The 23,357-nt window shown below is 72.9% G+C and carries 20 protein-coding genes and 2 tRNA genes; 12 read left to right on the forward strand and 10 right to left on the reverse strand.

What is annotated here, in order from left to right; all coding sequences use genetic code 11:
• The first annotated feature begins 585 nt into the window (after positions 1-585).
• From ABZZ04_RS20650 to ABZZ04_RS20660, 3 genes are all read left to right on the forward strand, one after another.
• On the forward strand, positions 586-1,821 hold the full coding sequence (locus ABZZ04_RS20650) for a helix-turn-helix domain-containing protein (protein ID WP_356933654.1): 1,236 nt from the start codon (positions 586-588) through the stop codon (positions 1,819-1,821).
• A gap of 9 nt (positions 1,822-1,830) precedes the next feature.
• Positions 1,831-2,433 carry an oligoribonuclease gene (gene orn / locus ABZZ04_RS20655; RefSeq protein WP_356933655.1) on the forward strand — a complete coding sequence of 201 codons (603 nt, stop codon included), beginning with the start codon at positions 1,831-1,833 and terminating at the stop codon, positions 2,431-2,433.
• Positions 2,434-2,559: 126 nt separating this feature from the next.
• A tRNA-His gene (locus tag ABZZ04_RS20660) sits at positions 2,560-2,632 on the forward strand.
• Between the two features lie 91 nt (positions 2,633-2,723).
• Here the strand turns inward: ABZZ04_RS20660 and ABZZ04_RS20665 are convergent.
• From ABZZ04_RS20665 to ABZZ04_RS20705, 9 genes are all read right to left on the reverse strand, one after another.
• Entirely contained in the window at positions 2,724-3,755 is a 1,032-nt protein-coding gene (locus ABZZ04_RS20665) for a LacI family DNA-binding transcriptional regulator (protein ID WP_356933656.1), read from the reverse strand.
• Between the two features lie 149 nt (positions 3,756-3,904).
• Positions 3,905-5,377: a GH1 family beta-glucosidase gene (locus tag ABZZ04_RS20670; RefSeq protein WP_356933657.1), complete on the reverse strand. Its 1,473-nt coding sequence runs from the start codon at positions 5,375-5,377 to the stop codon at positions 3,905-3,907.
• 159 nt (positions 5,378-5,536) lie between these two features.
• Entirely contained in the window at positions 5,537-6,472 is a 936-nt protein-coding gene (locus ABZZ04_RS20675) for a carbohydrate ABC transporter permease (RefSeq protein WP_356933690.1), read from the reverse strand.
• 20 nt (positions 6,473-6,492) lie between these two features.
• Positions 6,493-7,491: a sugar ABC transporter permease gene (locus ABZZ04_RS20680; RefSeq protein ID WP_356933658.1), complete on the reverse strand. Its 999-nt coding sequence runs from the start codon at positions 7,489-7,491 to the stop codon at positions 6,493-6,495.
• A 175-nt stretch (positions 7,492-7,666) separates the two neighbouring features.
• Positions 7,667-8,998 (reverse strand): extracellular solute-binding protein, encoded by a 1,332-nt coding sequence (locus ABZZ04_RS20685; protein WP_356933659.1) that lies wholly within the window; start codon positions 8,996-8,998, stop codon positions 7,667-7,669.
• A 786-nt stretch (positions 8,999-9,784) separates the two neighbouring features.
• Complete coding sequence (locus tag ABZZ04_RS20690) at positions 9,785-11,302, reverse strand: HAMP domain-containing sensor histidine kinase (protein ID WP_356933660.1); 1,518 nt, start codon at positions 11,300-11,302, stop codon at positions 9,785-9,787.
• Entirely contained in the window at positions 11,299-12,012 is a 714-nt protein-coding gene (locus ABZZ04_RS20695) for a response regulator transcription factor (protein ID WP_356933661.1), read from the reverse strand. The genes ABZZ04_RS20690 and ABZZ04_RS20695 overlap by 4 nt, the downstream gene beginning before the upstream one ends.
• A gap of 84 nt (positions 12,013-12,096) precedes the next feature.
• On the reverse strand, positions 12,097-13,032 hold the full coding sequence (locus tag ABZZ04_RS20700; protein ID WP_356933662.1) for a fused MFS/spermidine synthase: 936 nt from the start codon (positions 13,030-13,032) through the stop codon (positions 12,097-12,099).
• 153 nt (positions 13,033-13,185) lie between these two features.
• Complete coding sequence (locus ABZZ04_RS20705; protein ID WP_356933663.1) at positions 13,186-13,629, reverse strand: hypothetical protein; 444 nt, start codon at positions 13,627-13,629, stop codon at positions 13,186-13,188.
• A 254-nt stretch (positions 13,630-13,883) separates the two neighbouring features.
• On the opposite strand from ABZZ04_RS20705, the gene ABZZ04_RS20710 reads away from it, so the two are divergent.
• Positions 13,884-15,239 carry a tetratricopeptide repeat protein gene (locus tag ABZZ04_RS20710; protein ID WP_356933664.1) on the forward strand — a complete coding sequence of 452 codons (1,356 nt, stop codon included), beginning with the start codon at positions 13,884-13,886 and terminating at the stop codon, positions 15,237-15,239.
• Between the two features lie 68 nt (positions 15,240-15,307).
• Here the strand turns inward: ABZZ04_RS20710 and ABZZ04_RS20715 are convergent, their stop codons facing one another.
• Entirely contained in the window at positions 15,308-15,904 is a 597-nt protein-coding gene (locus ABZZ04_RS20715) for a histidine phosphatase family protein (RefSeq protein WP_356933665.1), read from the reverse strand.
• A 243-nt stretch (positions 15,905-16,147) separates the two neighbouring features.
• On the opposite strand from ABZZ04_RS20715, the gene ABZZ04_RS20720 reads away from it, so the two are divergent.
• From ABZZ04_RS20720 to ABZZ04_RS20755, 8 genes are all read left to right on the forward strand, one after another.
• Positions 16,148-17,140 carry a phosphatase PAP2 family protein gene (locus tag ABZZ04_RS20720; protein ID WP_356933666.1) on the forward strand — a complete coding sequence of 331 codons (993 nt, stop codon included), beginning with the start codon at positions 16,148-16,150 and terminating at the stop codon, positions 17,138-17,140.
• Entirely contained in the window at positions 17,064-18,212 is a 1,149-nt protein-coding gene (locus tag ABZZ04_RS20725; RefSeq protein ID WP_356933667.1) for a hypothetical protein, read from the forward strand. Before ABZZ04_RS20720 ends, ABZZ04_RS20725 begins: the two co-directional genes overlap by 77 nt.
• Complete coding sequence (locus ABZZ04_RS20730) at positions 18,203-19,813, forward strand: hypothetical protein (RefSeq protein ID WP_356933668.1); 1,611 nt, start codon at positions 18,203-18,205, stop codon at positions 19,811-19,813. Before ABZZ04_RS20725 ends, ABZZ04_RS20730 begins: the two co-directional genes overlap by 10 nt.
• Positions 19,810-21,144, forward strand: coding sequence for an AAA domain-containing protein (locus ABZZ04_RS20735; RefSeq protein WP_356933669.1), 1,335 nt, complete (start codon positions 19,810-19,812; stop codon positions 21,142-21,144). The genes ABZZ04_RS20730 and ABZZ04_RS20735 overlap by 4 nt, the downstream gene beginning before the upstream one ends.
• Before the next feature lie 168 nt (positions 21,145-21,312).
• Positions 21,313-21,927, forward strand: a complete 615-nt coding sequence (locus tag ABZZ04_RS20740; protein ID WP_356933691.1) for a CatB-related O-acetyltransferase — start codon at positions 21,313-21,315, stop codon at positions 21,925-21,927.
• A gap of 134 nt (positions 21,928-22,061) precedes the next feature.
• Complete coding sequence (locus ABZZ04_RS20745) at positions 22,062-22,403, forward strand: hypothetical protein (protein WP_356933670.1); 342 nt, start codon at positions 22,062-22,064, stop codon at positions 22,401-22,403.
• Between the two features lie 130 nt (positions 22,404-22,533).
• Positions 22,534-23,289 (forward strand): hypothetical protein, encoded by a 756-nt coding sequence (locus tag ABZZ04_RS20750; RefSeq protein ID WP_356933671.1) that lies wholly within the window; start codon positions 22,534-22,536, stop codon positions 23,287-23,289.
• A tRNA-Lys gene (locus ABZZ04_RS20755) sits at positions 23,280-23,353 on the forward strand. Before ABZZ04_RS20750 ends, ABZZ04_RS20755 begins: the two co-directional genes overlap by 10 nt.
• The last annotated feature ends 4 nt before the right edge of the window (positions 23,354-23,357 follow it).

Genomic DNA, 23,357 nt, shown 5'->3' on the forward strand with positions numbered 1-23,357 from the left:
CCCCCATGCCCCGCCGCCCGTATCGCGCCCCACCGGCCCCGTCCGCGACGGACCGCCCGGTCGGGAAACGGCATCGGCCCGCCGGGCGGGAACCGATCGCGTCCGGTCGTCGCCCCGCCGTTCCGTACGATCAACCGTCCGACCTGCCGAGGGGCGCAAAGAAGCGCCTGCCCATTCGGGTTGTGCGCCGGTCCAATGACCGAATCACGTATGCACAACCATCTATTTTCAGCCAACTTCACGCCTGTTCCGATTCCTTGCCGAATTGGCCGATCAACCCCCTTGTCACCAGGCAGGAAGAGACCGCGCGGTACGCTTCCACCCAACGGGGACGGGCCACGAGCGCGAGGCGCACTTCCCTGCGCGGCCGACGAATGAAACGCTTCGTGATCGAATGCTTCCCGCCAAGTTGCCTTGTCGACATAACGCCGGTTGGTGAACTTGTCACGACGGCACCACGGGACGCAGTAGATTCGATCTTGGGTACCGAAGACTGGGGACTCGTGCAGGACCGAGGGGAAAAGTGCAGGAGCGACAGGCCCGTAAGGACCAGGAAGACGCGAACACCGAGGGGGGCTTAGCGTCATGAGCCAGGACTCCGCCGCCGCAACGGAGGCTGTACGGAAGCTCAGTGGCCGTCGACGACGGGAAGTCGTCGCCGTGCTGCTGTTCAGCGGCGGCCCCATCTTCGAGAGTTCCATCCCGCTCTCCGTGTTCGGAATCGACCGCCAGGACGCGGGTGTTCCGCGCTACCGACTCCTCGTCTGCGGCGGGGAAGAGGGACCGCTGCGGACCACCGGGGGACTCGAACTCACCGCACCCTACGGGCTGGAGGCGATCAGCAGGGCCGGCACCGTCGTGGTGCCCGCCTGGCGCTCGATCACCTCGCCGCCGCCCGCCGAGGCGCTGGAGGCGCTGCGCCGCGCCCACGAGGAGGGTGCCCGCATCGTCGGTCTGTGCACCGGCGCGTTCGTGCTCGCCGCCGCCGGCCTGCTGGACGGCCGCCCGGCGACCACACACTGGATGTACGCACCGACGCTGGCCAAGCGCTATCCGTCGGTGCACGTCGACCCGCGTGAGCTCTTCGTCGACGACGGCGACGTGCTCACCTCCGCCGGGACGGCGGCAGGCATCGATCTCTGCCTGCACATAGTCCGCACGGACCACGGCACGGAGGCCGCCGGGGCACTGGCCCGCCGGCTCGTCGTGCCGCCGCGGCGCAGTGGCGGTCAGGAGCGCTACCTCGACAGGTCTTTACCTGAAGAGATCGGCTCCGACCCGCTCGCCGAGGTCGTGGCCTGGGCGCTGGAGCACCTCCACGAGCAGTTCGACGTGGAGACGCTGGCCGCGCGCGCCTACATGAGCAGGCGGACCTTCGACCGGAGGTTCCGTTCACTCACCGGCAGCGCACCGCTCCAGTGGCTCATCACCCAGCGGGTGCTGCAGGCGCAGCGGCTGCTGGAGACGTCCGAGTACTCGGTCGACGAGGTGGCGGGCCGCTGCGGCTTCCGCTCGCCGGTCGCGCTGCGCGGACACTTCCGGCGTCAGCTGGGCTCCTCCCCCGCCGCGTACCGGGCCGCCTACCGGGCCCGTCGTCCGCAGGGCGGTGGCGGGGAACCCGTCGTCGCGGCGTCCGAGCCGATCGTGCCCCCGCAGGGCAGCTCGCCGGTCCGGCGCGCCACGGCTCCGGCCGCCCCGCCGGGTCCCCACCCCGTCATCGCACCGACGGCGGGCGCGGGACAGCAGGAGCACGGGAAACCGGGCCTCGACGCGTACGCGGCCGGACGCCCGACCCTGCCGGGGCAACGGAGTGCCCCGTAGGGTGGGGCCATGAACGACCGCATGGTGTGGATCGACTGCGAGATGACCGGGCTCTCGCTGGCGGAAGACGCACTCATCGAGGTGGCCGCGCTGGTCACCGACTCGGAGCTGAACGTGCTCGGCGAAGGGGTGGACATCGTGATCCGCCCGCCGGACGCGGCCCTGGAGACCATGCCCGAGGTGGTGCGGCAGATGCACACCGCCTCGGGCCTCCTCGACGAGCTGGCCGGTGGCACCACCCTGGCCGACGCCGAGGCCCAGGTGCTGAACTACGTCCGCGAGCACGTGAAGGAACCCGGCAAGGCCCCGCTCTGCGGAAACTCGGTCTCCACCGACCGCGGTTTCCTGGCGCGGGACATGTCGGCCCTGGAGGGCTACCTCCACTACCGGATCGTCGACGTCTCCTCCATCAAGGAGCTGGCGCGCCGGTGGTACCCGAGGGCGTATTTCAACAGCCCGGCGAAGAACGGCAACCACCGGGCGCTCGCGGACATCCGCGACTCCATCACGGAGCTGCGGTACTACCGCGAGGCGGTCTTCGTGCCGCAGCCCGGCCCGGACTCGGAGCGCGCCAGGGCCATCGCGGCCCGCGTCGCACCACCCGCACCGTAGGTCCTCGTGAAGCCGCTGGTCATAGCCCTTTCGGGGGTTGGGACCGGCGGCTGAACAACTGGGGCGCGAGCACCCTCTCGGACCCTGTACACTTTTTCTCGGCCGGTCAGAAAAAGACCGGGCATGGTGGGTATAGCTCAGATGGTAGAGCACCTGGTTGTGGTCCAGGATGTCGCGGGTTCGAGTCCCGTTACTCACCCTGATGGGAAGGGCCCCGGTCGATGACCGGGGCCCTTCTCGTATCTCCTGAAACGGTGAGGCACCCTCACCGGGCGGTGGTGTGACGGCCGTCACGAGGAGTCGCGGACGACCAGTTCCGTGGGAAGCACAATCTGCGGGCGTTCCTGGGTCTCGCGGGCGATTTCCTGGAGCAGGACGCGGGCCATCGTGCGGCCCATCTCCTCGATGGGCTGGCGCACGCTGGTGAGGGGCGGGTCCATGTGGCGGGCCACGGCCGAGTCGTCGAAGCCGATGAGGGCCACGTCGTCGGGGATGCGCCGGCCGGCCTCGCGCAGGACCTGGCGGGCGCCCGCGGCGGTGACGTCGGAGGCGGCGAAGACCGCGTCGATGTCGGGGCGGCGGGCCAGCAGCTCTCGCATGGCGCGGGCGCCGCCCTCCTCGGTGAAGTCGGCGCGGGCGATCAACTGCTCGTCCGGTTCGAGGCCGGTCCCGGCGATCGCCTCGCGGTAGCCGTCGAGGCGGCGCTGCGCACCGTAGACGTCCAGGCGCCCGGTGATCGTGGCGATGGTGCGGCGGCCCCGGGAGAAGAGGTGGTCGACCGCGGCGCGGGCGCCGCCGAAGTTGTCGGAGTCGACGGAGGCGAGCGGATCGGAGGCGGATCTGCGGCCGCTCGTCACGGCCGGCATGCCGAGCTGCTCCAGCAGGTCCGGCAGCGGGTCGTCGGCGTGGACGGAGACCAGCAGCACGCCGTCGACACGGTGCGCGGTCAGGTACTGAGTGAGCCGGCGGCGCTCGCGGTCGCTGCCGACGAGGGTGAGCAGCAGCTGCATGTCGGTGTCGGCGAGCGCCGCGCCGACACCGCGGACGATGTCGGAGAAGTACGGCTCGGCGAAGAAGCGGGTCTCCGGTTCGGGCACGACCAGGGCGATGGCGTCCGTGCGGTTGCCGGCGAGCGCGCGGGCCGCCCGGTTGGGCACGTAGCCCAGTTCGGCCACGGCCGCCTCCACCGCTTCACGGGTCTGGGCGCTGACCTTCGGCGAACCGTTGATGACCCGCGAGGCCGTGCCGCGCCCCACCCCCGCCCGCGCCGCGACCTCTTCGAGCGTGGGCCGCCCACCGCTCCGTACTCGCGCTGCCGCCATGGCTGCCTCCCGTTCGCGGTCAATTTCTCACAGCCGGATGGCCAAACCAAGTCCTGGTGCCGGGCCCCGGGCCGGGCGGGGAACGACGGAGACCCGGCGCGGCGGCCGGGTCCCGGACGGGGCGTGCAGGGCGTGCAGGACGTGCGGGGTCAGTCGTGGCCGGGGGTCGGGGGCAGGGCGTGGCGGCGGATGACGTCGGCGTACCAGAGGGCGCTCGCCTTGGGGATGCGGCGCTGGGTGGCGTAGTCGACGTAGACGGCACCGAAGCGCTTGGAGTACCCGTACGCCCACTCGAAGTTGTCCATCAGGGACCAGAGGAAGTAGCCGCGGACGTCGGCTCCGTCGGCGACCGCCCGGCGGATGGCGTCGAGGTGGCCGTGCAGGTAGTCGATCCGCTCGGGGTCCTCCACCCGGCCCTCGGGCGAGACGTAGTCGTCGAAGGCCGCACCGTTCTCGGTGACCATCAGCGGCAGGCCGGGGTGGTCGCGGGAGACGTCCATGAGCAGGTCGTACAGCCCGTCGGGGTCGATCGCCCAGTTCATCGCGGTGCGCTTGCGGCCCTCGGCGAGGTGGAAGGCGACGTGCTCGGAGCCGGGCCACGGGGAGTGGTCGCTGTTGCCGTGGCCGTCGTCGCGCGCGTCCCCGACGCCGTCCGCGGGCGTGGAGACCAGCGTCGGCGTGTAGTAGTTCACGCCCAGGACGTCGATCGGGGCGGAGATCGTGGCCAGGTCGCCGTCCCGGACCAGCTCCGACCAGTCCACCAGGTGCGAGGTGTCGGCGATCAGGTCCGCCGGGTACTCGCCGCGCAGCATCGGGCCGGTGAAGATCCGGTTGCCCACGGCGTCGATGCGGCGGGCGGCGTCCGCGTCGGCCTCACTGCCGGTCAGCGGGCGGACCTGATGGAGGTTGAGGGTGACCGAGGTCCGCGCGGCAGCGGGGAGTCGGTTGCGCAGGACCTCGGTCGCCCGGCCGTGGGCGAGGTTGAGATGGTGGGCGGCGCGCAGTGCGCCGGCGGGTTCGGTGCGGCCGGGGGCGTGCACGCCGGAGCCGTAGCCGAGGAAGGCCGAGCACCACGGCTCGTTGAGAGTGGTCCAGGTGCCGACGCGGTCGCCGAGGGCACCGGCCACGATGTCGGCGTAGTCGGCGAAGCGCTCGGCGGTCACCCGCTGGGGCCAGCCGCCCGCGTCCTCCAGCTCCTGCGGCAGGTCCCAGTGGTAGAGGGTGGCGACGGGTTCGATCCCGGCTTCGAGGAGTTCGTCGACGAGCCCGCGGTAGAAGTCCAGGCCGCGTTCGACGGCGGGGCCGCGGCCGGTGGGCTGCACCCGGGACCAGGAGACGGAGAAGCGGTAGGCCCGCAGCCCGAGCCGCTTCATCAGCGCCACGTCGTCGCGGTAGCGGTGGTAGTGGTCGGCGGCGATGTCCCCGGTGTCGCCGTTGCGGACCTTGCCCGGGGTACGGCTGAAGGTGTCCCAGACGGACGGGGTGCGGCCGTCCTCGGCCGCGGCGCCCTCGACCTGGTAGGCGGCGGTGGCCGCCCCCCAGACGAAACCGGTCGGGAAGTCCGCCGCCCCGGGTGCCTCGGGCGTCCGCTTCGGGGCGATGTCGGGTCGTACAGCAGTCATGCGGGAGCGCTCCCAGAGGTGGAGGAGGGGATGGAGTCGAGGGGTCGGGAGGTGAGGTGGAGAAGGGGTGGGGCTCGGTGGGGCGGTGACCGTACGGCACCCCGTCCATCGCGGGGCGGGGGCCGTACGGGCGTCCGGAGGAAGGATGGTGACGTGGCGTCAGCCCTTGACCGCGCCGGACATGATCCCCCCGACGATCTGCTTGCCGAAGATCACGAACACCACGAGCAGCGGCAGGGTGCTGATCAGCGCGCCCGCCATCACGATGCTCTGGTCGGGGGTGTACGAGGCGCTCAGCTGGCCCAGGGCCACCTGGAGCGTGGGGTTCTGCTGGTTGAGGGCGAGGTAGGGCCAGAAGAAGTCGTTCCACGCCTGTACGAAGGTGAGCATCCCCAACACCGTCATCGCGGGGCGGGCCACCGGCAGGACCACGCTGCGCACGATGCGGAAGTTGTTCGCGCCGTCGACCTTGGCGGCCTCGACGAGTTCGTAGGGCAGCGCCTCGCTCAGGTACTGGCGCATGAAGAACACCCCGAACGCGCTCACCAGCGTCGGGAAGATCACCGACTCCAGCTTTCCGCCCCAGCCGATGTCGGACATCATCATGAACAGCGGGACGACGCTGAGCTGCGGCGGGATCGTGAGCGTGGCGATGACGCCGGTCATCAGCGCGCCGCGGCCCCGGAAGCGCATCTTGGCGAAGGCGTAGCCGGCCAGGGTGCAGAAGAAGAGCGTCGCCACCGTGATGCAGCCGGCGACGACGACGCTGTTGAGGATCGCCTTGCCGAGGTGGGCCTGGGTCCAGGCCGCTTCGAGGTTGTGCAGCAGCTGCCCGCCGGGCAGGAACGGCGGTGTGGTGGCGAGTACTTCGTCCTGGGTGCGGGACGCGGCCACCAGCGTCCAGTAGAGCGGCAGCAGCGAGCCGATGCCGACGACGGTCAGGGCGAGGTAGGCGAACGGGCCGCCCTTCAGCTGCTGTCCCGCGCCGGGCCTGAAGCGGCCGGGGCGTCCTGCGTCCCGTCGGCGGGCGGGCGGCGCGTCGGGGCCCGAAGCCTTGACGTCGCCGGTACTGGTGCTGGTGCTGGTACGGGTCATGGTCATGGAATCGCTCCCGGTCAGGCCGCGGATGTGCGTACGAAGCGGCCGACGAGCCAGTTGACCGCGGCGATGATCAGCAGCAGGGCGAGCATCGCCCAGGCCACCGCGGCGGCCGGGCCGAGATGGCCCAGGTTCCAGCCGTAGTTGTAGAGGTAGACGCTGAGCGTCTCGTACTGGTGCTCGTTGCCGCCGGACGCGCCGAGGGTGCCGCCCTCCAGCAGCAGGGGCTCGCCGAACAGCTGCATGGAACCGATGGTCGAGACGACGATCGTGAAGAGGATCGTCGGCCGCAGCGCGGGGATCGTCACCTTGCGGAACTGCTGCCAGCGCGAGGCGCCGTCCAGCGACGCGGCCTCGTACAGATCGGTCGGCACGGCCTGCATCGCGGCCAGGTAGATCAGGGTGTTGTAGCCCGTCCAGCGCCAGATCACGATGACGGAGATCGCGATCTTCGACGTCCAGTGGCCGTTGGCCCAGTTGGTGTCGCCGAGTCCGACGAAGTGCAGCACCCAGTTCAGCAGGCCGCCGTCGGCCCGGAAGACCAGGGCGAAGACGAGGGCCGCGGAGGCCACCGAGGTGGCGTACGGGGTGAGGACGACCGTCCGCCAGAAGGTGCTGGCCCGCAGGCGGTAGTTGAGCAGATGGGCCAGGCCGAGCGCGACCAGCAGTTGCGGGACGGTCGACATGACCCCGATCAGGAAGGTGTTGCCGACGGCCGTCCAGAACTCGGAGTCGTGGAGGATCCTGTCGAAGTTCTCCCAGCCGACCCACTCCATCCGGTCCATCCCGGTCATCTCCACCCGGTGCAGGGCGATCCAGCCGGTGTAGAGCAGCGGGTAGAGCCCGAAGGCGCCGAAGACGAGGAAGAACGGGGCTATGTAGGCGTACGGCGACGCCTTGTCGTCGAACCTCCACAGCCGGCTCCGCCAGGTCCGCCCGCGGGATCGGGCCGACGCGTGCGGGGAACCGCCGGGGGGCGGGGCGTATGCGTCCCGGGTGGGAGTCGAGGTGGCCACGGGCGGGAGTCCTTCCCTGGGGTACGTGCCGGCGCGAGGGAGCGTGCGGGGGTGCTGCGTGCGGGGCGTGTGCGGAGGTGCTGCGTGCGGGGGGTTACGGGGCGAGGGGGTTACGGAGATGCGGGGCGCGGGCCGGTGCGGGCGTCCCGGAGGAGGGCGCCCGCACCGGCGGCGGTCAGCCGATCGCCTTGTCGATCGCCTCGGTCGCGGCCTTCCACGCCTTGTCGGGGTCGGTGCCCCGCTGCTCCATGTTGGTGATCTGGGTGGAGATGGTGTCCTTGATGACGGCGTCCTTCGGGCCGAGCACCGCCTCGGGGATGGACTTGGCCTCGTCGGCGTAGAGCTGCCCGATCGGGGCGTCGTTGAAGTACGGGAGCTTCGCGTTCTTCACGTCGGGCAGTTCGTAGGCGCCCTTGTTGGACGGGAAGACGCCGATCGCCTTGAACACGGCGGCCTGCTGCTCGGGGGCGGTCAGCCACTTCACGAGCTTGCCGGCCTCCTCGACGTTCTTGCCCGACTTGGGCACGGCGAGGAAGGAGCCGCCCCAGTTGGCGGCGGTGGCGCCGGGCGCGGTGGTGATGTTCCACTTGCCCTTGTTGCCCTCACCGGCGTTGACCGAGATCTGTCCGGCCATCCACGCGGGGCAGACCACGGTGGCGACGGTGCCCTTGCGCAGCGCGGGGACCCAGGTGTTGGTGTCGAACTGGGCCAGCCCCTGGGAGAGCTTCTTGGCCGCGACCTCGGCCGCCAGGCTCCAGCCCTGCTGGACGCTGGTGCTCTCCTTGTAGATCGGCTTGCCGCCCCCGTCGTAGTACTGCTGGGCGTTCGAGCTCACGACGGCGTTGAACATCGCGCTGGCCGAGTCCATGAAGTACGTGCCCGCCGGGGCCTTCTTCTTGTACTCCTCACCGAGCTCTATGTAGTCCTCCCAGCCGCCCGCGACCCGCTTCGCGACCTCCTCGCGGTCGGTGGGCAGACCGGCCTTCTCGAACAGGTCGGTGTTGTAGCAGAGGGACATCGGGCCGATGTCGGTGCCCGCGCCGATCACCGCACCGTCGGCGGTGGTCGCCTGCTTCGCCTTCCAGGGCACCCACTCACCGACGTCGATCACCTTGCTCAGGTCGGCGAAGGAGTCCGCCTTGGTGTCGACGATCTCCTTGATCCGGCCGACCTCGATGCCCTGGATGTCGGAGAGGCCGCTGCCCGAGTTCAACTGCTGGAGCAGCTTGGGGTAGTAGACCTTCTCGTCGGCGGTGACGTCCTCCTTGATCGTGATGTTCGGGTGCAGCTCGTGGTACTTCTCGAAGAGCCCGGCCTCCTTGTAGCCGAACTGCCCGAAGTCGGCGATGGTCAGCGTGACGTTCCCGTTCGCGTCGGGGCCCGTGCTGCCCGACGCGTCCGAGTCTCCGCTGCAGCCGGTCAGCAACAGGGCCGAGACCGTCAGGCCCGTGGTGGCCAGGACCGCGGTTCTGCGGCTCCGGCCTGCGACGGTGCGGGTGATGCGCATTCCACTGCTCCTTGTTCCGGGGGTGGGACGTTTCGGGGCCCGGGGGCGGGACGCTCCGGGTTCCGGGTTCCGGGGTTCTGGGTTCCGGATTCCGGGGTTCCGGGTTCCGGGGTTCCGGGTTCCGGGGTTCCGGGATGAGGCGTTCCGGAGGTCCGGGGTGGGGCGTCCGGGTGGGGCCGGTGTTCTGACTGCGTGACACCCGTGCCGGTGGGGCTCGGGTGCCGGAGGTTCGGGGAAGGGGCACGGGCAGTGCCGTTCGGGTGGAGGACCCATCCGATGTGGGAGCGCTCCCATGCGTCGATGCCGGAAGGTTCCTGCCTGGAGGGGGCGGGTGTCAAGACTTGAAGACGCTTCCGTTGCCCGAGCGTGTCCTGCAAGTCACGGGACCGTGTCCCGCCGAGGTCTTGCCACAACGCGTGCAGAACGTGGCGGAGTTCGGCCCGAAGTCCGTTCCGCCGAGGAAAGCGGCAGGTCAGCGGCGTACCGGCGACAGCGTACGGGGGCGGCCTCGCCGGACCGTACGGACCGGGGCACGTTTCCGCCCGCCGACGGGGGCGGACGCCGTCATCCCCCGTTCATCCCCGGACGCCCGCCGGAAGATGAACGGGGTACCGCTCGACCGGGGTGGCTGCGGCGACACCCGCGTTCTTTCCCCGAACCCGGCGGTCCGGGGGAGGGAAGGGGATGGACTGCCGGAGGGATCGTCAGAACCTGTCGGGGAGACGGGCGGAGGGTCGAGGGCGGAGGGCGGGAGCAGGGGGCCGGACGGGGCCGTGTGGGGACCGGTCAGTGGTCCGGGGTCCTTCCCCGGTGGAGTCGGGGTGCCGTGTTCCCGCGCGTCGCCCCGCGCCGGCCCCGGCTCCGGCCCACCCGGTGTGCGCGTCGGCCGTGTTCCCGCCGGTGTCCGTCGAGGCCGATCCGGACGCTCACCTCCGTACCGCCGAGCACCGAGCGTCCGATCCGCACGTCCCCGCCGGTGGATTCCGCGGCCCGGCGGACGATGTCGAGGCCGAGCCCGGTCGAGCCCACCGCGCCTTCGGCGCCCCGCGCCCCGTCCCGGCCGACGCCGCCCCGGGCGAGGGCCGCCGCCGGATCGGCGATCCCGCCCCCCGCGTCCGAGACCAGCACGATCACCGCGTCGTCGCTGTGGTGCACGTCGACGGCGAAGGCGGCGCCCTCCGGGGTGTGCCGGAACACGTTGCCGAGCAACGCGTCCAGCACGGCGACCAGTTCGGGCCTGGCGACCGGGATGCGGACCGTGCGCTCCACTCCCGCCAGGCTCACCTCGCGGCCCTCGTCCTCGGCGAGCGCCGACCAGAAGGACATCCGTTCCCGGATCACCTCGGAGAGGTCGCAGCCCGCCCCCGGCCCGCCGTTCAGCCCCTGGGTCTGCGGGCGCTGTTCGCGGGCCGTCCTGATGATGATGTCCACCTCGTGCTCCAGCTGCCGGACCGCGGCCCGGGTCTGCTCGGCGGCCGTGCTCTCCCCCAGGGAGGCGGCGTTGAGGCGGAGCACGGTGAGCGGGGTGCGCAGCCGGTGCGACAGGTCGGCGGCCAGTTCCCGTTCGTTGGCGAGGAGCTGGATGACCTGGTCGGCCATGGAGTTGAACGCGGCGGCGGCCGAGCGCAGCTCCGTCGGGCCCTCCTCCGCGACCCGGGTGCCCAGCCGCCCCTCCCCCAGGTCGTGGGCGGCGCCCGCGAGTCGGCGGGCGGGCTCCACCATCCGTACGCCGAGCCGGTCGGCGACCGCGACGGAGCCGACGATCAGCGCGACGCCGACGCCCGCCAGCACCAGCCAGGCGGTGCCGACCCCCTTGGACACCTCGTCCTGCGGCACGAACACCTCGACGACGGCGATCTCGTCGGGGCCCAGCGCGGTCGGCTGGAGCAGCGCGAAACCGCCCCTGACCTCGCTGATCGAGGCACGCCCCGAGTTGCGCACGGTCTCCAGGTCCTCGGGGGCCGCGCGCCGGGTGCCGATCTCCAGCGGCTCTCCGCCCGGTCCGCCATCCGGTTCTCCGTCCGGTCCGCCGTTCGGTTCTCCGTCCGGTCCTCCGGCGGCGGCGGGGACGTGCACGGCCATCCGTCCCGCGACACCCGGTTCGGTGGCGAGCACGGCCGTTTCGAGTTCGATGCGGTCGGTGGTGATGGAGAGCGTGGGGCCGATGGCGGCGGCCTGCCGTTCGGCGTCGGAGAAGGCGCGGTCCCGGGCCATCTCCGCGACCACGATGCCGAGCGGTACGGCGAAGGCCACCACGACCATCGCGGTGACGGCCAGACAGACCTTGACCAGCGCCCATCTCATGCGGGCCGCTCCGGGGAGCCCGGGGCGGGCGGCTGGAGCTTCACCCCGACACCGCGCAGGGTGTGCAGATAGCGCGGCCGGGCGGCCGTCTCGCCCAGCTTCCGGCGCAGCCAGGACAGGTGGACGTCGATGGTCTGGTCGTCGCCGTAGGACTGCTGCCAGACCTCGGCCAGGAGTTCCTTGCGCGGGACGACGACGCCGGGCCGCCCGGCGAGGAAGGCCAGCAGGTCGAACTCGCGGCGGGTCAGGTCGAGCGCGGCCCCGTCCAGTTCGGCCTGGCGGCGCAGCGGGTCGATGGCGAGCCCGCCGACCCGGATGACGCTCGGCGGCTGTGCCTCTCCCCCGGCGGCGCGCGAGCGGCGCAGCACAGCGGCCATCCGCGCGGACAGGTGCTCCACCGAGAACGGCTTGGTCAGGTAGTCGTCCGCGCCGTCGTTGAGCAGCCGGACGATCTCGCTCTCGTCGTCCCGTGCGGTGGCGATGATCACCGGCACGTCGGTGATGCCCCGGAGCATCTTGAGCGCCTCGGCCCCGTCGAGATCGGGCAGGCCGAGATCGAGGATGACCACGTCGAAGCGGAAGTGCGCGACCTCGCGCAGGGCTTCGAGCGCGGTGCCGACGCTCCGCACCGTATGGGCGGCCTCGGTCAGGTGCCGGATGAGGGCGGAACGTACGAACTGGTCGTCCTCGACCACGAGCACACTTGCCATGGGCGGCACCGTACGCCATCCGGAGGGGGCGGGTCCTGTCCGCGTCCCGTCGCAAGGCCCGCCGGGGCGGGTCCGGTCCGCGTCCTACCGGAAGGCCGACGGCGGCGGGGCCGGGGACGGGGTCGCGGTCGCGTCGTGCACCGCCGCCGCGCCGCCGGTGAAGTCGGCGAGCGCCCGCCCGTGTTCGACCCGGCCCGGGTGCGGGTCGGTCGCGACCCGGCGGGTCAGTTCGGCGACCTTCGGCGGCAGGTCCGACGCGAGCAGCACCGCGTTGCCGAAGCGCCGGCCGCGCCACACGGTCGGGTCGGCGGCGAGCGCCAGCTCGGGGAAGACCGCGGCCGCGGTGGCGACCTGGCCGCGCAGGTGGGTCAGCGGCGGCCCGTCGGCCAGATTGGCCACGTAGCTCCCGCCGGGCTTCAGCACCCGCCGGACCTCGGTGAGGAATTCGGTGCTGGTGAGGTGGGCGGGGGTGCGGGCCCCGCTGAAGACGTCGGCGATGACGAGGTCCGCCCAGCCGTCCTGGACCTTCCCGAGCCCGGCGCGGGCGTCGGTGGCCCGGACCCTGATCCTGGCCTGCGGGTCCAGCGGCAGTTCCCGGCGCACGAAGCCGACGAGCGCGGCGTCCACCTCGACGATCTGCTGGGTGGAGCGGGGCCGGGTCGCGGCGATGTAGCGGGCCAGGGTGAAGGCGCCGCCGCCCAGGTGCACCACGTGCAGCGGCTGCCCGGCGGGGGCGACGAGGTCGGCGATGTGCCCGATGCGGCGCTGGTACTCGAAGGACAGGAAGGTGGGGTCGTCGAGGTCCACGTGGGACTGCGGGGCGCCGTCCAGCGTCAGCGTCCAGGCGTGCGGGCGCTCCCGGTCGGGCACCAGCTCGGCGAGGCCGCCGTCCACCGGTTCGGCGAGGGGCTCCGCCCGGCGCCCGGCGCGTCCCGCACCGCGTTCGGTCCTGCCGTCGGCCCTGCGGTCCGGGCGCCCGCGACCGCCCGCACCCCCGCTCGACGCTCCTCGACGTGCCACTGCTGCTCGCGCCCGCTCACTGCTCTTCGCTCCGGACCGGTACGCGACCGGCCGGGCCGGGGAAACCCGCCCACCGGCCATTATGGGCGCGGACCGGACCCGGCGGGGCCGCCCCCGGACCTGCGGCGCGACCCCGGGAGGACCCTCGTGCGGTCAGCGGCAGTTGTCGGCCGCCTCGATGAGCCGGGCGGCCTGGTCGAGGGCGGCCCGCAGCACCGCGGGGTCGGTGACCGGGGCGTCGTCCTCCGGCGGCAGCAGCCAGCCGCTCCCGGTGACCGGCGGCTCGGCGGGGATGCGCAGCCCGCGGCCGGCGGTCCGCGTACAGGCGCTGCCGGGTACGTCCCACGCATCGGCGGTGCCCGGCGGCACGAGGAAGCCGAGGGTGTCGCAGGCGCCGTCGTGCAGGACCGGGCCGATGTCCTGCTCGGCGTCCCGGCGCAGGATGTCCACGGCCTCCAGTCCCTGGCGGGCCGGGACGGTCACCAGGTCGCAGGGGGCGGCCCCGTGGTCCTCCGTGGACGCGGGTGCCGGGGCACCCGTCGCGGCCGGGGTCGTCGCAGTCGTCCGTGCGTCGGTCTCCGTGCCGAGATGCAACAAGGGACCTCTCCTCTCATCGCCGGGCGGAGCCGGTTTCCGTCTCCGCATGGACCAACGCGCCGACTGCGTCAAGGGCTACGGTGCCACGCCGCCGCAAAGGGTGGCAGTTCATGGCAAATCGCGGGCGAGATGCCTGGTTTGAGGGCAAACGCTCCATGTGGGGCTTGTCACAGCAGGTACGTTCTTGCTCCGCCGGGACATCCGCCGGGACACCGGAAGCGGGAACCCCGGCTGCAGAAGAGAGGTTCCGGTCCATGGTGTCGACAGGGGCAGTTCCCAACCTCGCCTTCCGGCGGCTGCGCGGACAGCGCTCCGCCGGGGAGTTCGCCGCCGCGGTACGCAGGGCCGCCCGTGAGATCGGCGAACAGGTCGCGTGCGACGCCCGGTACATCGGACGCGTGGAGTCCGGGGAGATCCGCTGCCCCAACTACGCGTACGAGCGGGTCTTCCTGCACATGTTCCCCGGCACCACCCTGGTGGATCTGGGCTTCTCGTCGCGTGAGACCGTACGCGGCAGGGGGGCGCGGGCCACCGTCGACACCCCACCGCCCACCGCGCCCCACCGCGACACCGACGAGGAGAGCGACGTGCTGCGTCGCGTGTTCATGACGAGCGGCACCGCCACGATGGCGACCGCGACCCTCGGCCTCGGCGGCACCTCCGCCGCCGCTGCCACCGGCCCCGTGCCGGCCCCGCGCCGGGTCGGCGAGGCCGAGGTGAGCGCCGTCGAGAAGGCCGTACGGCAGATCCGGCTGCTCGACGACCGGCAGGGCGGCGACAACCTGTACCGCAAGGCCTCGCACCCGCTGCGGATCGCGTACGCGCTGCTCGACTCCGGCGTCGCAGCCAAGCGCTCCACGGCCGGCCGGCTGCACGCAGGGGCGGGCGAACTGGCCATCTCGGTGGGCTGGCTGGCCCATGACTCGGGCCGCTTCGAGGACGCCCGCTCGCACTACGCGGAGGCGCTGGCCACGGCCCGGGTCGCGGGCGACGCGGCGCTGGAGGCGCACGCGTTCTGCAACGCCTCGTTCCTGGCCCGGGACACCGGGCGGCCCCGGGAGTCGGTCCGCGCGGCGGAGGCCGGGCAGCGGGCGGCACAGCCCCTGGGCTCGCCCCGGCTGCTGGCGCTGCTCGCGCTGCGGGAGGCCGGTGGCCGGGCGGGGCTCGGGGACCGCACCGGCTGCGAGCGGGCGATCGGCCGGGCACACACCGCGTTCGGGCGCGGCCGGTCCGACGCCGACCCGGAGTGGATGAGCTTCTTCCGGGAGGCGGAGCTGGAGTTCCTGGAGGCGCAGTGCTGGTCGGTGCTGGGCGAGTGGTCGCGGGCGGCCCACCACGCGCGGCGTGCGGTGCGGCTCCAGGACCCGCACTTCACCCGGAACCTGGCGCTGTACCGGGCCGAGCTGACCTGGGACCTGGCCCGCGCGGGCCGGGCCGCGGAGGCGGCGGCGGAGGGGCACCGGGTGCTCGACCTGCTGGGCCGCGTCCGGTCGACCCGCATCCGGGCCATGCTGGCCGAGTCGGTGACGGCGCTGAGGCCGCAGCGGGGCACCCCGGAGGTACGGGAGTTCCTGGAGCGGTACGCCGACGTGAGCGGTACGCCGACGTGAGCGGTACGCGGGAGTGAGCGGCGCACCGCGGTGACGGTGCCCGCCCGCAGGACCGACGGCCGGGCGGGCTACCGCTCCAGGTGGCCCGTGTCGTTCCAGCGTTCCATCGCGGGGGCCCCGTACGCCCACCCCAGTACCGACAGGGACGTCGGGTCGAGCCGGATGCGGGCGGCGAACGCCACGTCCTCGCCGAGCCACCGGGCGCCCAGTGCCCGCAGGATGTGCCCGTGGGCGAAGACCAGCACGTCGCGGTCGGCGGACCGGGCCCACTCGACGATCTCGTCGGCGCGGGCGGACAGCTCGGCCGGGGTCTCGCCCTCCGGGACCCCGTCGCGCCAGATCAGCCAGTCGGGCCGGATCGCCTTGATCTCGGCCGGGGTCATCCCCTCGTACGCGCCGTAGTCCCACTCCAGCAGCGCGTCCCAGGGCTCGGCCCGGTCCCCGAACCCGGCGAGGGCGCAGGTCTCGCTGGCCCGCTGCAGCGGGCTGGTGCGGACCTCCAGATCCGGGATCTCCGCCCATGGGCCGCGGTGCAGCCGCTCGCCGAGGAGCTTGGCGCCGGCGCGGCCGGTGTCGAGGAGCGGGATGTCCGTCCTGCCGGTGTGATTGCCCTTGACGGACCACTCCGTCTGGCCGTGCCGGGCGAGCAGGATACGCGGTGCCATGACGGCTCTCCCTGAAACCGAGATCTTGGGCCGGGGACCACGACAGAATGATCGTCCGGTTCTCCCATCATCGCGCACGTGTGCGCGAGGCAACCTCCGGGGCCGAACCGGCGTCCCACGGGACGCGGAGAAAGCCGTGCGCACGAGACCCCGCCGGGACCCCCGGAGGAGTCGCGACCGACTCGCACCGTACGGTTGAACGCCCGCCGTCGGTCGCATGAACACATGATGGAGAGCTTCCGGATGCAGCATGCCAGCACCTCGCCCGAGGCGCGCCCGAGGCCCCGCTGGTGGACCGAGCTGTCACTGCTGGTCCTGATGTACGCGGCCTATTCGGGGGGCCGACTGGTGGCCCGCGGCGACGTGTCCACGGCCGTCGACAACGGCCTGGCCATCCTGCGCCTGGAGAAGGCCTTCCACCTCAACGCCGAGCACCCGCTCAACCGGCTGCTCACCGCCCACCCCTCCATAGGCATACCCTCCGACTTCGCGTACGCGTCCCTGCACTACCTGGTCACCCCGATCGTCCTGGTCTGGCTGTTCCGCCGCCGCCAGGAGGTGTACCGCAGGGCCCGCACCTGGCTGATGACCTCCACGATGCTCGGCCTGATCGGCTTCACGCTGATGCCGACCTGCCCGCCCCGGCTGCTGGAGGCGAAGTACGGCTTCGTCGACACCATGGCCCAGTACAGCTCCTACGGCTGGTGGGGCGCCGAGGCGAGCGCCCCGCGCGGCATGGGCGGGATGACCAACCAGTACGCGGCGATGCCGAGCCTGCACGTCGGCTGGTCGCTCTGGTGCGGGATCCTGCTGTGGCGCCACTGCCGGAACCCGTACCTGCGGGCCCTGGGCATCGCCTACCCCCTGATCACCACGTTCGTGGTGATGGGCACGGCCAACCACTATCTGCTCGACGCGGTCGCGGGCGCCGCCGTGATGGGTGTCGGGGCCCTGCTCGCCCGGCCCTTGATGCGTCTCGCGGACCGGGTCAAGGACCGCGTCGGAACCCGGTTCCCGCAGATCGCCCCGCCGGCCAAGTCCCCGGTTGTCAGTGCCGGATGCAACACTTCCGCGGGTGAGCGAATCCCCGGCCAGCGGACCTCCTCCGCAGACTCCACCGACGCCGCGTCACCGGCCGACGCAGACCTCCCGGCCGGTCGTGCGTCCCGGGCCGCCCCCGGCGCCCCCGCAGGAGCCGGAGCGGCGGGCGGCGACACTCCGGCGGCGGCTCGCTGAGCTGCGGGGCCCCGATGTGGCCCCGCGCCCGCTGGACGCCCGCGCGCTGGCCGCCCTCGCCGCCAATCCCGGTTGCCGCCGCCGCGCCCTGCTGGACGGTGCCGGGGTGGACAAGGGCGCGCTGGCCGAGGCGCTCGGCTCACCGGCGCCCTTCGGCCAGTCGCAGTTCGCCTTCGTCCGGGGCAACGCCTTCGAGGCCAAGGTCAAGGGCGACGGCGGCGCGGAGCTGATGCGTCTGCTGTACGAACGGCTGGGCGGCGGCGCCGGGGAGCCGCGCGAGGTCCTGGTGCCCGATCTGACGGCGGCCGGTCCCGAGGGCCGTGCCGCGCGTACGGCCCTGGCGCTGCGCGAGGCGACCGGGGCGGGCGGCTGGGCGCTGCTGGACCACCCGATGCTGGCCCTGGACGTGGCGGGTTCCCCCGCCTATCTGGAGCCGGACGCCGTGGCGGTGCATCCGGACGGCACCTGGACGGTCATCGAGATCAAGTCCTTCCCCATGCTCGACGGTTCCGCCGACGCGGCGAAGGTCGGCGCCGCGGCCCGGCAGTCCGCCGTCTACGTCCTGGCGCTGGAGCGGATCGCGGAGCTGACCGAGGGGGCCGGGGTCGGCCACCGGGTGCTGCTGGTCTGCCCGAAGGACTTCTCCAACCTGCCCACCGCCTCGGTCGTCGACGTGCGCAAGCAGCGCGCGGTCACCCGGCGTCAGCTGACCCGGCTGACCCGGCTGGAGGACATCGCGGCGGCCCTGCCCGAGGGCACCACCTTCGATCCGGGGTGCCCCCGGCAGCAGCTGGACGCCGCGGTCGCGTCGGTCGACGCGGCGTACGCCCCGGAGTGCCTGGCCGCCTGCGAGCTGGCCTTCCACTGCCGGGAGAGGGCCAAGGAGGCCGGTGCGGTGGAGGCGTTGGGGCGGAGCGTGCGCGGCGAGCTGGGCGGGCTGACCACGGTGGGCGAGGTGCTGGCCGCCGCCGCGGGCAAGGAGGGCGATCCGGCGGACCCGACGGTCGCGGCCCTGCGACGGGCGGCGGCCCTGCGCGCCGAGGCGCTGGAGGGCGGTGCGGCATGTCGTTGATCAGCACCCTGGCCCGGATGGAGGCCGTGGAGAGCGACCGGGCGCAGCCGTTGGCGACGGTCCTGCACCGCCGGCTGACCGACCGGCCGCTCGTCCTGGTCCCGCTGACCACGGCCGGTGAGGCCGGTGCCCCGCTGGGCGCGCTCGTCGGGACGGACCGGGAGGCGCCCCGGCTGCTGGCGGTCCCGCAGCCGCGCGACCGGGACCTGCGGTTCGCGTTCCTCGCCGAGCTGGCCGAGGCGGTGCTGCCGCACATCGAGGCGTACGAGGACGTCGTCGAGCCGGCCGAGCGCAACGAGACCGATCCGGCGACCGGGAAGAAGGCCAGGGTCGAGGTCGAGCTGTGCACGGACGCGCCGCAGTTGATCGTGCCGAGCCGGGCGGGCGTCGAGTTCGTCCGGCTGCTGGGCCGTTCCATGCGGTTCCGGCGCACGGCCGAGGACGACCCCGACGCGCTGTACCCCGCGCCCGCCCGCGTTCCGCTGCTGGGCCGCTGGCTGACGCATTACGGGGAGCGGGCCCGGGTGCCCGGCTCCTCCCTGCTGCTCGCCGCGACGGATCTGCTGAACCGGCACTGGGCGACCGGGCAGAGCAGCCTGGAGGATCAGCACCTGGGCGCGCTGCTCGCCTGGATCGACGTCCCGGCGGGCGGGTCGGGTGCGTCGGCGGCGCTGCGCGCGGAGCTGGAGCGGGACGACGAGGGCCAGTTGTGGTGGCCGCCGGCCGGTCCGGCCACGGACCCGGCGTTCGACAACCGGCTGCTGGCACCCGCCATCGAGCGGTACGACCGGGCCCGCACCGCGCTCGCGGCGGCGGAGGACGGTCTCGCGGCCGATGCCCTGCTCGCCGGGGTGACCGCCGCCGAGCGGGAGATCAGGGCGTTGCTGGCCGGGGTGATGCGGCCGACGTGGGATGCGGTGTGGCGGGGGCTCGACCTGCTGCGGGGGCTGCCCGAGGGGTCCCGGGTCGAGGACCGCTGGACCAGGGACCGCTGGTCGTTCACCGGTCACCGGGACCGGGTGCGTTCCGGCGAGCCGCCGCAGCCGCGCCGGGACGACGCGGTGACGGCGGCGCAGAAGCTGGCCTCGCGGGAGACGGCGCAGGCCCAGTTGGAGGCCCAGGAGGCGTTGGACGATCCGCTGGTGCTGGCCGGCCGGAGGCTGGCCGGGGAGGCGTTCGTGGGTGAGGTGACGGAGGTGGTGATGGCGTACAGCGAGTCCAGGCGCCCGTCCCCGCGCCCGCTGGTCACGGTCCGTACGGACGAGCGTCCGCACCTGGGCGAGCGCACCAAGGTGTACCGCTCGCTGGACGGCAGGCCGCAGACCGTCGAGTTCGTGGCGTACGCCGAACCGGAGGACGGGGGCGCGCCGTCGCTGGTGCTGCGGGTCCTCGACCGGATGGGCCGGAGCAAGGAGCCGGCCCCGGGTTCGGTGCCCGAGCCGGGCGACCGGATCGCCTGGACCCTGTTCGAGCACGACCAGCGCGGCGGCCCGAAGCTGCCGGACCCGGAGGAGACGCCCTGGACGCACGGCGGTCCGCCGGGCGCGGCGGCCGGGCATGCCGAGCACCCCGACCCGGTGACCGCGGAGGACCTGCTGTGACGGACGTTCTCGACCCGGGCGCGCGGGCCGCGCGGGCGACCGACGCGATCCTCGCCGACACCCTCGGCGGTACGTCGCGCGGCATCGTGGTGGACTCCCCGCCGGGCGCGGGCAAGTCGACGCTCGTGGTGCGCGCCGCGCTCGAACTCGCGGCGGCCGGGCATCCGCTGATGGTGGTCGCGCAGACCAACGCCCAGGTCGACGACCTGGTGGTGCGGCTGGCGGAGAAGGACCCGGGGCTGCCGGTGGGCCGGCTGCACAGCAACGACTCCGACCCGTACGACAAGGTGCTGGACGGCCTGGCCAACGTACGGAAGTCGGCGAAGGCGGCCGACCTGGCCGGGCTGGACGTCGTCATCTCGACGGCCGCCAAGTGGGCGCACGTGAAGAACGTGGAGCCGTGGGGGCATGCGATCGTCGACGAGGCGTACCAGATGCGTTCGGACGCGCTGCTGGCCGTCGCGGGGCTCTTCGAGCGGGCGTTGTTCGTCGGCGACCCGGGGCAGTTGGACCCGTTCTCGATCGTGGGCGCGGACCAGTGGGCGGGGCTCTCGTACGATCCGTCCGCGAGCGCGGTCTCCACCCTGCTGGCGCACAATCCCCAACTGCCGCAGCACCGGCTGCCGGTGTCCTGGCGGCTGCCCGCGTCCGCCGCGCCGCTGGTCTCGGACGCGTTCTACCCGTACACCCCGTTCCGCAGCGGGACGGACCACGGCGACCGGCGGCTGTCGTTCGGCGTCGTGTCGGACGGCTCGGCCCCGGACCGGGTGCTGGACGAGGCCGCGGAGTCCGGCTGGGGTCTGCTCGAACTCCCGGCCAGGCACACGCCGCGCACCGATCCGGAGGCGGTGCGGGCGGTGGCCCTGGTGGTCCGCCGGCTGCTGGACCGGGGCGGCGCGGCGACCAGCGAGCGCTCGCCGGACCCGGTGCCGGTGACGGCGGACCGGATCGCGGTCGGCACCGCCCATCGCGACCAGGCCGCGGCGGTCCGGGCGGCGCTCGCGGAGCTGGGCGTGAGCGGCGTCGCGGTGGACACGGCGAACCGGCTCCAGGGCCGCGAGTTCGACGTCACGGTGGTCCTGCACCCGTTGTCCGGCCGCCCCGACGCCACGGCCTTCCACCTGGAGACGGGCCGGCTCTGCGTACTGGCCTCGCGCCACCGGCACGCCTGCGTCGTGGTGTGCCGGGCGGGCGTCACGGAGCTGCTGGACGAGCATCCGTCCACGGAGCCGGTGCAGTTGGGCGTCACGGTGAAGTTCCCCGACGGCTGGGAGGCGAACCACGCGGTGCTGGCGCATCTGGCGGAGCACCGGGTGGTCTGGCGTCCGTGATCCGGCCCGGACGACTCCGGCCGCCCCGCGACCTGATACCCCGACGACGAACCGGTTGTACGCTCCACGGACCGACCGACAGCCAATAGCCGACAGCCGACAAGGAACCGCCCCGTGCCCGAATCCGCCGTCCCCGCCGTCCCCGCCGACCCGACCGTCCTGCACCCGATGCCCGGGCAGCCCCGGGTGGTGCTGCTGAAGCCCCTGGTGAAGTCCGAACTGATCGAGGTCGGGGACTTCTCGTACTACGACGACCCGGACGACCCGACCGCGTTCGAGACCCGCAACGTGCTGTACCACTACGGCCCGGAGAAGCTCGTCATCGGGAAGTACTGCGCGCTGGGGACCGGTGTGCGGTTCATCATGAACGGGGCCAACCACCGGATGGACGGCCCGTCCACCTTCCCGTTCCCCTCCATGGGCGGTTCCTGGAGCGAGCACTTCGACCTGCTGACCGGGCTGCCGAACCGGGGCGACACCGTCGTGGGCAACGACGTCTGGTTCGGCCACGGCTCCACGGTGATGCCGGGCGTGCGCATCGGGCACGGCGCGATCGTCGCCGCCGGTTCCGTCGTCACCTCCGACGTGCCCGACTACGGCATCGTCGGCGGCAATCCCGCCCGCCTGATCCGCACCCGTCACGACGAGGGGACCGTCGCCCGGCTCCTCGCCGTCGCCTGGTGGGACTGGCCGGTCGAGCACATCACCGAGCACGTCCGCACCATCATGTCCGGCAGCGTCGACGACCTGGAGGAGGCGGCGTCCGCGCTCCCCCGCCGATGACCCGGCCGGGACCGGCGATCCGGTCCCGGTGGTCCGGTCCCGGCCGGAGGCGTCGCGGCCGGGATCCGGGCCCACTTGCGGGACGTTGGACAATGGAGGGTGGCCGTCCGGCCCGTCCGAGGAGGTAACACCACATGCCACAGCCCGAGCGGAACGAACGGCAGCGGATGCGTCCGGCGCCCCTGCTCTTCGAGCCGTCGGCGGCCGTCGCCGATCCCGAGCACTTCTTCGACCTGGAGTCGATGGACGACCCGAAGGAGCTGCTGTCCCGTGCCACCGAGCTGACCCTGGCGTTCCGGGCCGCGACCGACCGCGCGGTCGAGTTCCAGGCGATCGCCGCCGCCCGGCTCGCCGATCCGCGCCGGTTCGACCGGCTGACGACGGCGGACATCGCGGAGCGTGCGGAGTGGACCGAGGACTACGCCAGGAAGATGGTCGAGTTCGGCCGGAGTCTGCTGGGCCGGACGCCCTCCTGACGTCGGACAACGGCTCCGGTTACGACCTCTGGCATATGCCCGCGCGCAAGATACTCCTTGCCACCCCGCCCTGTCCCGGTTTCCGGCAACTCTCGGAATCCGCCCGATCACTCCCGGTAGACATGGGCGCATGACCGCATGGCTGCCAGACGACACCATCCCCCATCACGGCGAGACCCCGCACCACGGCGTCGGCGTCCTCCCCGCCCCGCACCACCGGGCCTCGGCGCATCAGACGTCCCAGGTCACGGCGGCCGGGGCCGCCTGGCTCGCCGGGGCCGCCGCGTACCCGCGCAGCACACTGGCCCAGTGGGAGGCCCATCCCTCCTCGCCCGGGGTGCTGCCGTGCGGATCGGCCTTCGACGTGGTGAACGTGCCCACCCTCTTCGGGCGCCGGATGCTGGAGCACCTGTGGTCCGACGGTCCGGGGTCCGGCCCCGTGGCCACGCACCGCGGCCGGATGCTGCTGTTCGCCTCCCCCGGCACCGCCCAGCGGCTGCCGTCGCTGCTCGACTGGGAGGAGTGGGGCGGCGGCCCCGAGCCCCGGGCGGCCATGGACCCGCAGCTGCGGGACGACGAGGGCGCCGCGGGCCCGGGGGGAGCCGACGGCGACGGTGACGGAAGCGACGGAAAGGTTCCGCCGCTGCTCTGTCACGGCACCGGGGACGCGGTCACCGTTCCGCCCCTGACCTGCGCGCCCGCCGCTTCCGGCCCCCGCTGGGTGGTCGCCCCCGACACCCGCACCCCCTGGCTGCCGGGGCCCGACGTACTGCTCTGGGCCTGCGTGCGGGTGACCAGATCGACACCCCCGGCGGCGGCTCGTGAACCGATTTTTCCTCCCGCCGATCAGAGTGCTAAGGTCTACGACGTCAGCAGGCGCCGCTAGCTCAGTTGGTTAGAGCAGCTGACTCTTAATCAGCGGGTCCGGGGTTCGAGTCCCTGGCGGCGCACAGA

The sequence above is a fragment of the Streptomyces sp. NPDC006435 genome, assembly GCF_040612315.1.
GTDB lineage: Bacteria > Actinomycetota > Actinomycetes > Streptomycetales > Streptomycetaceae > Streptomyces.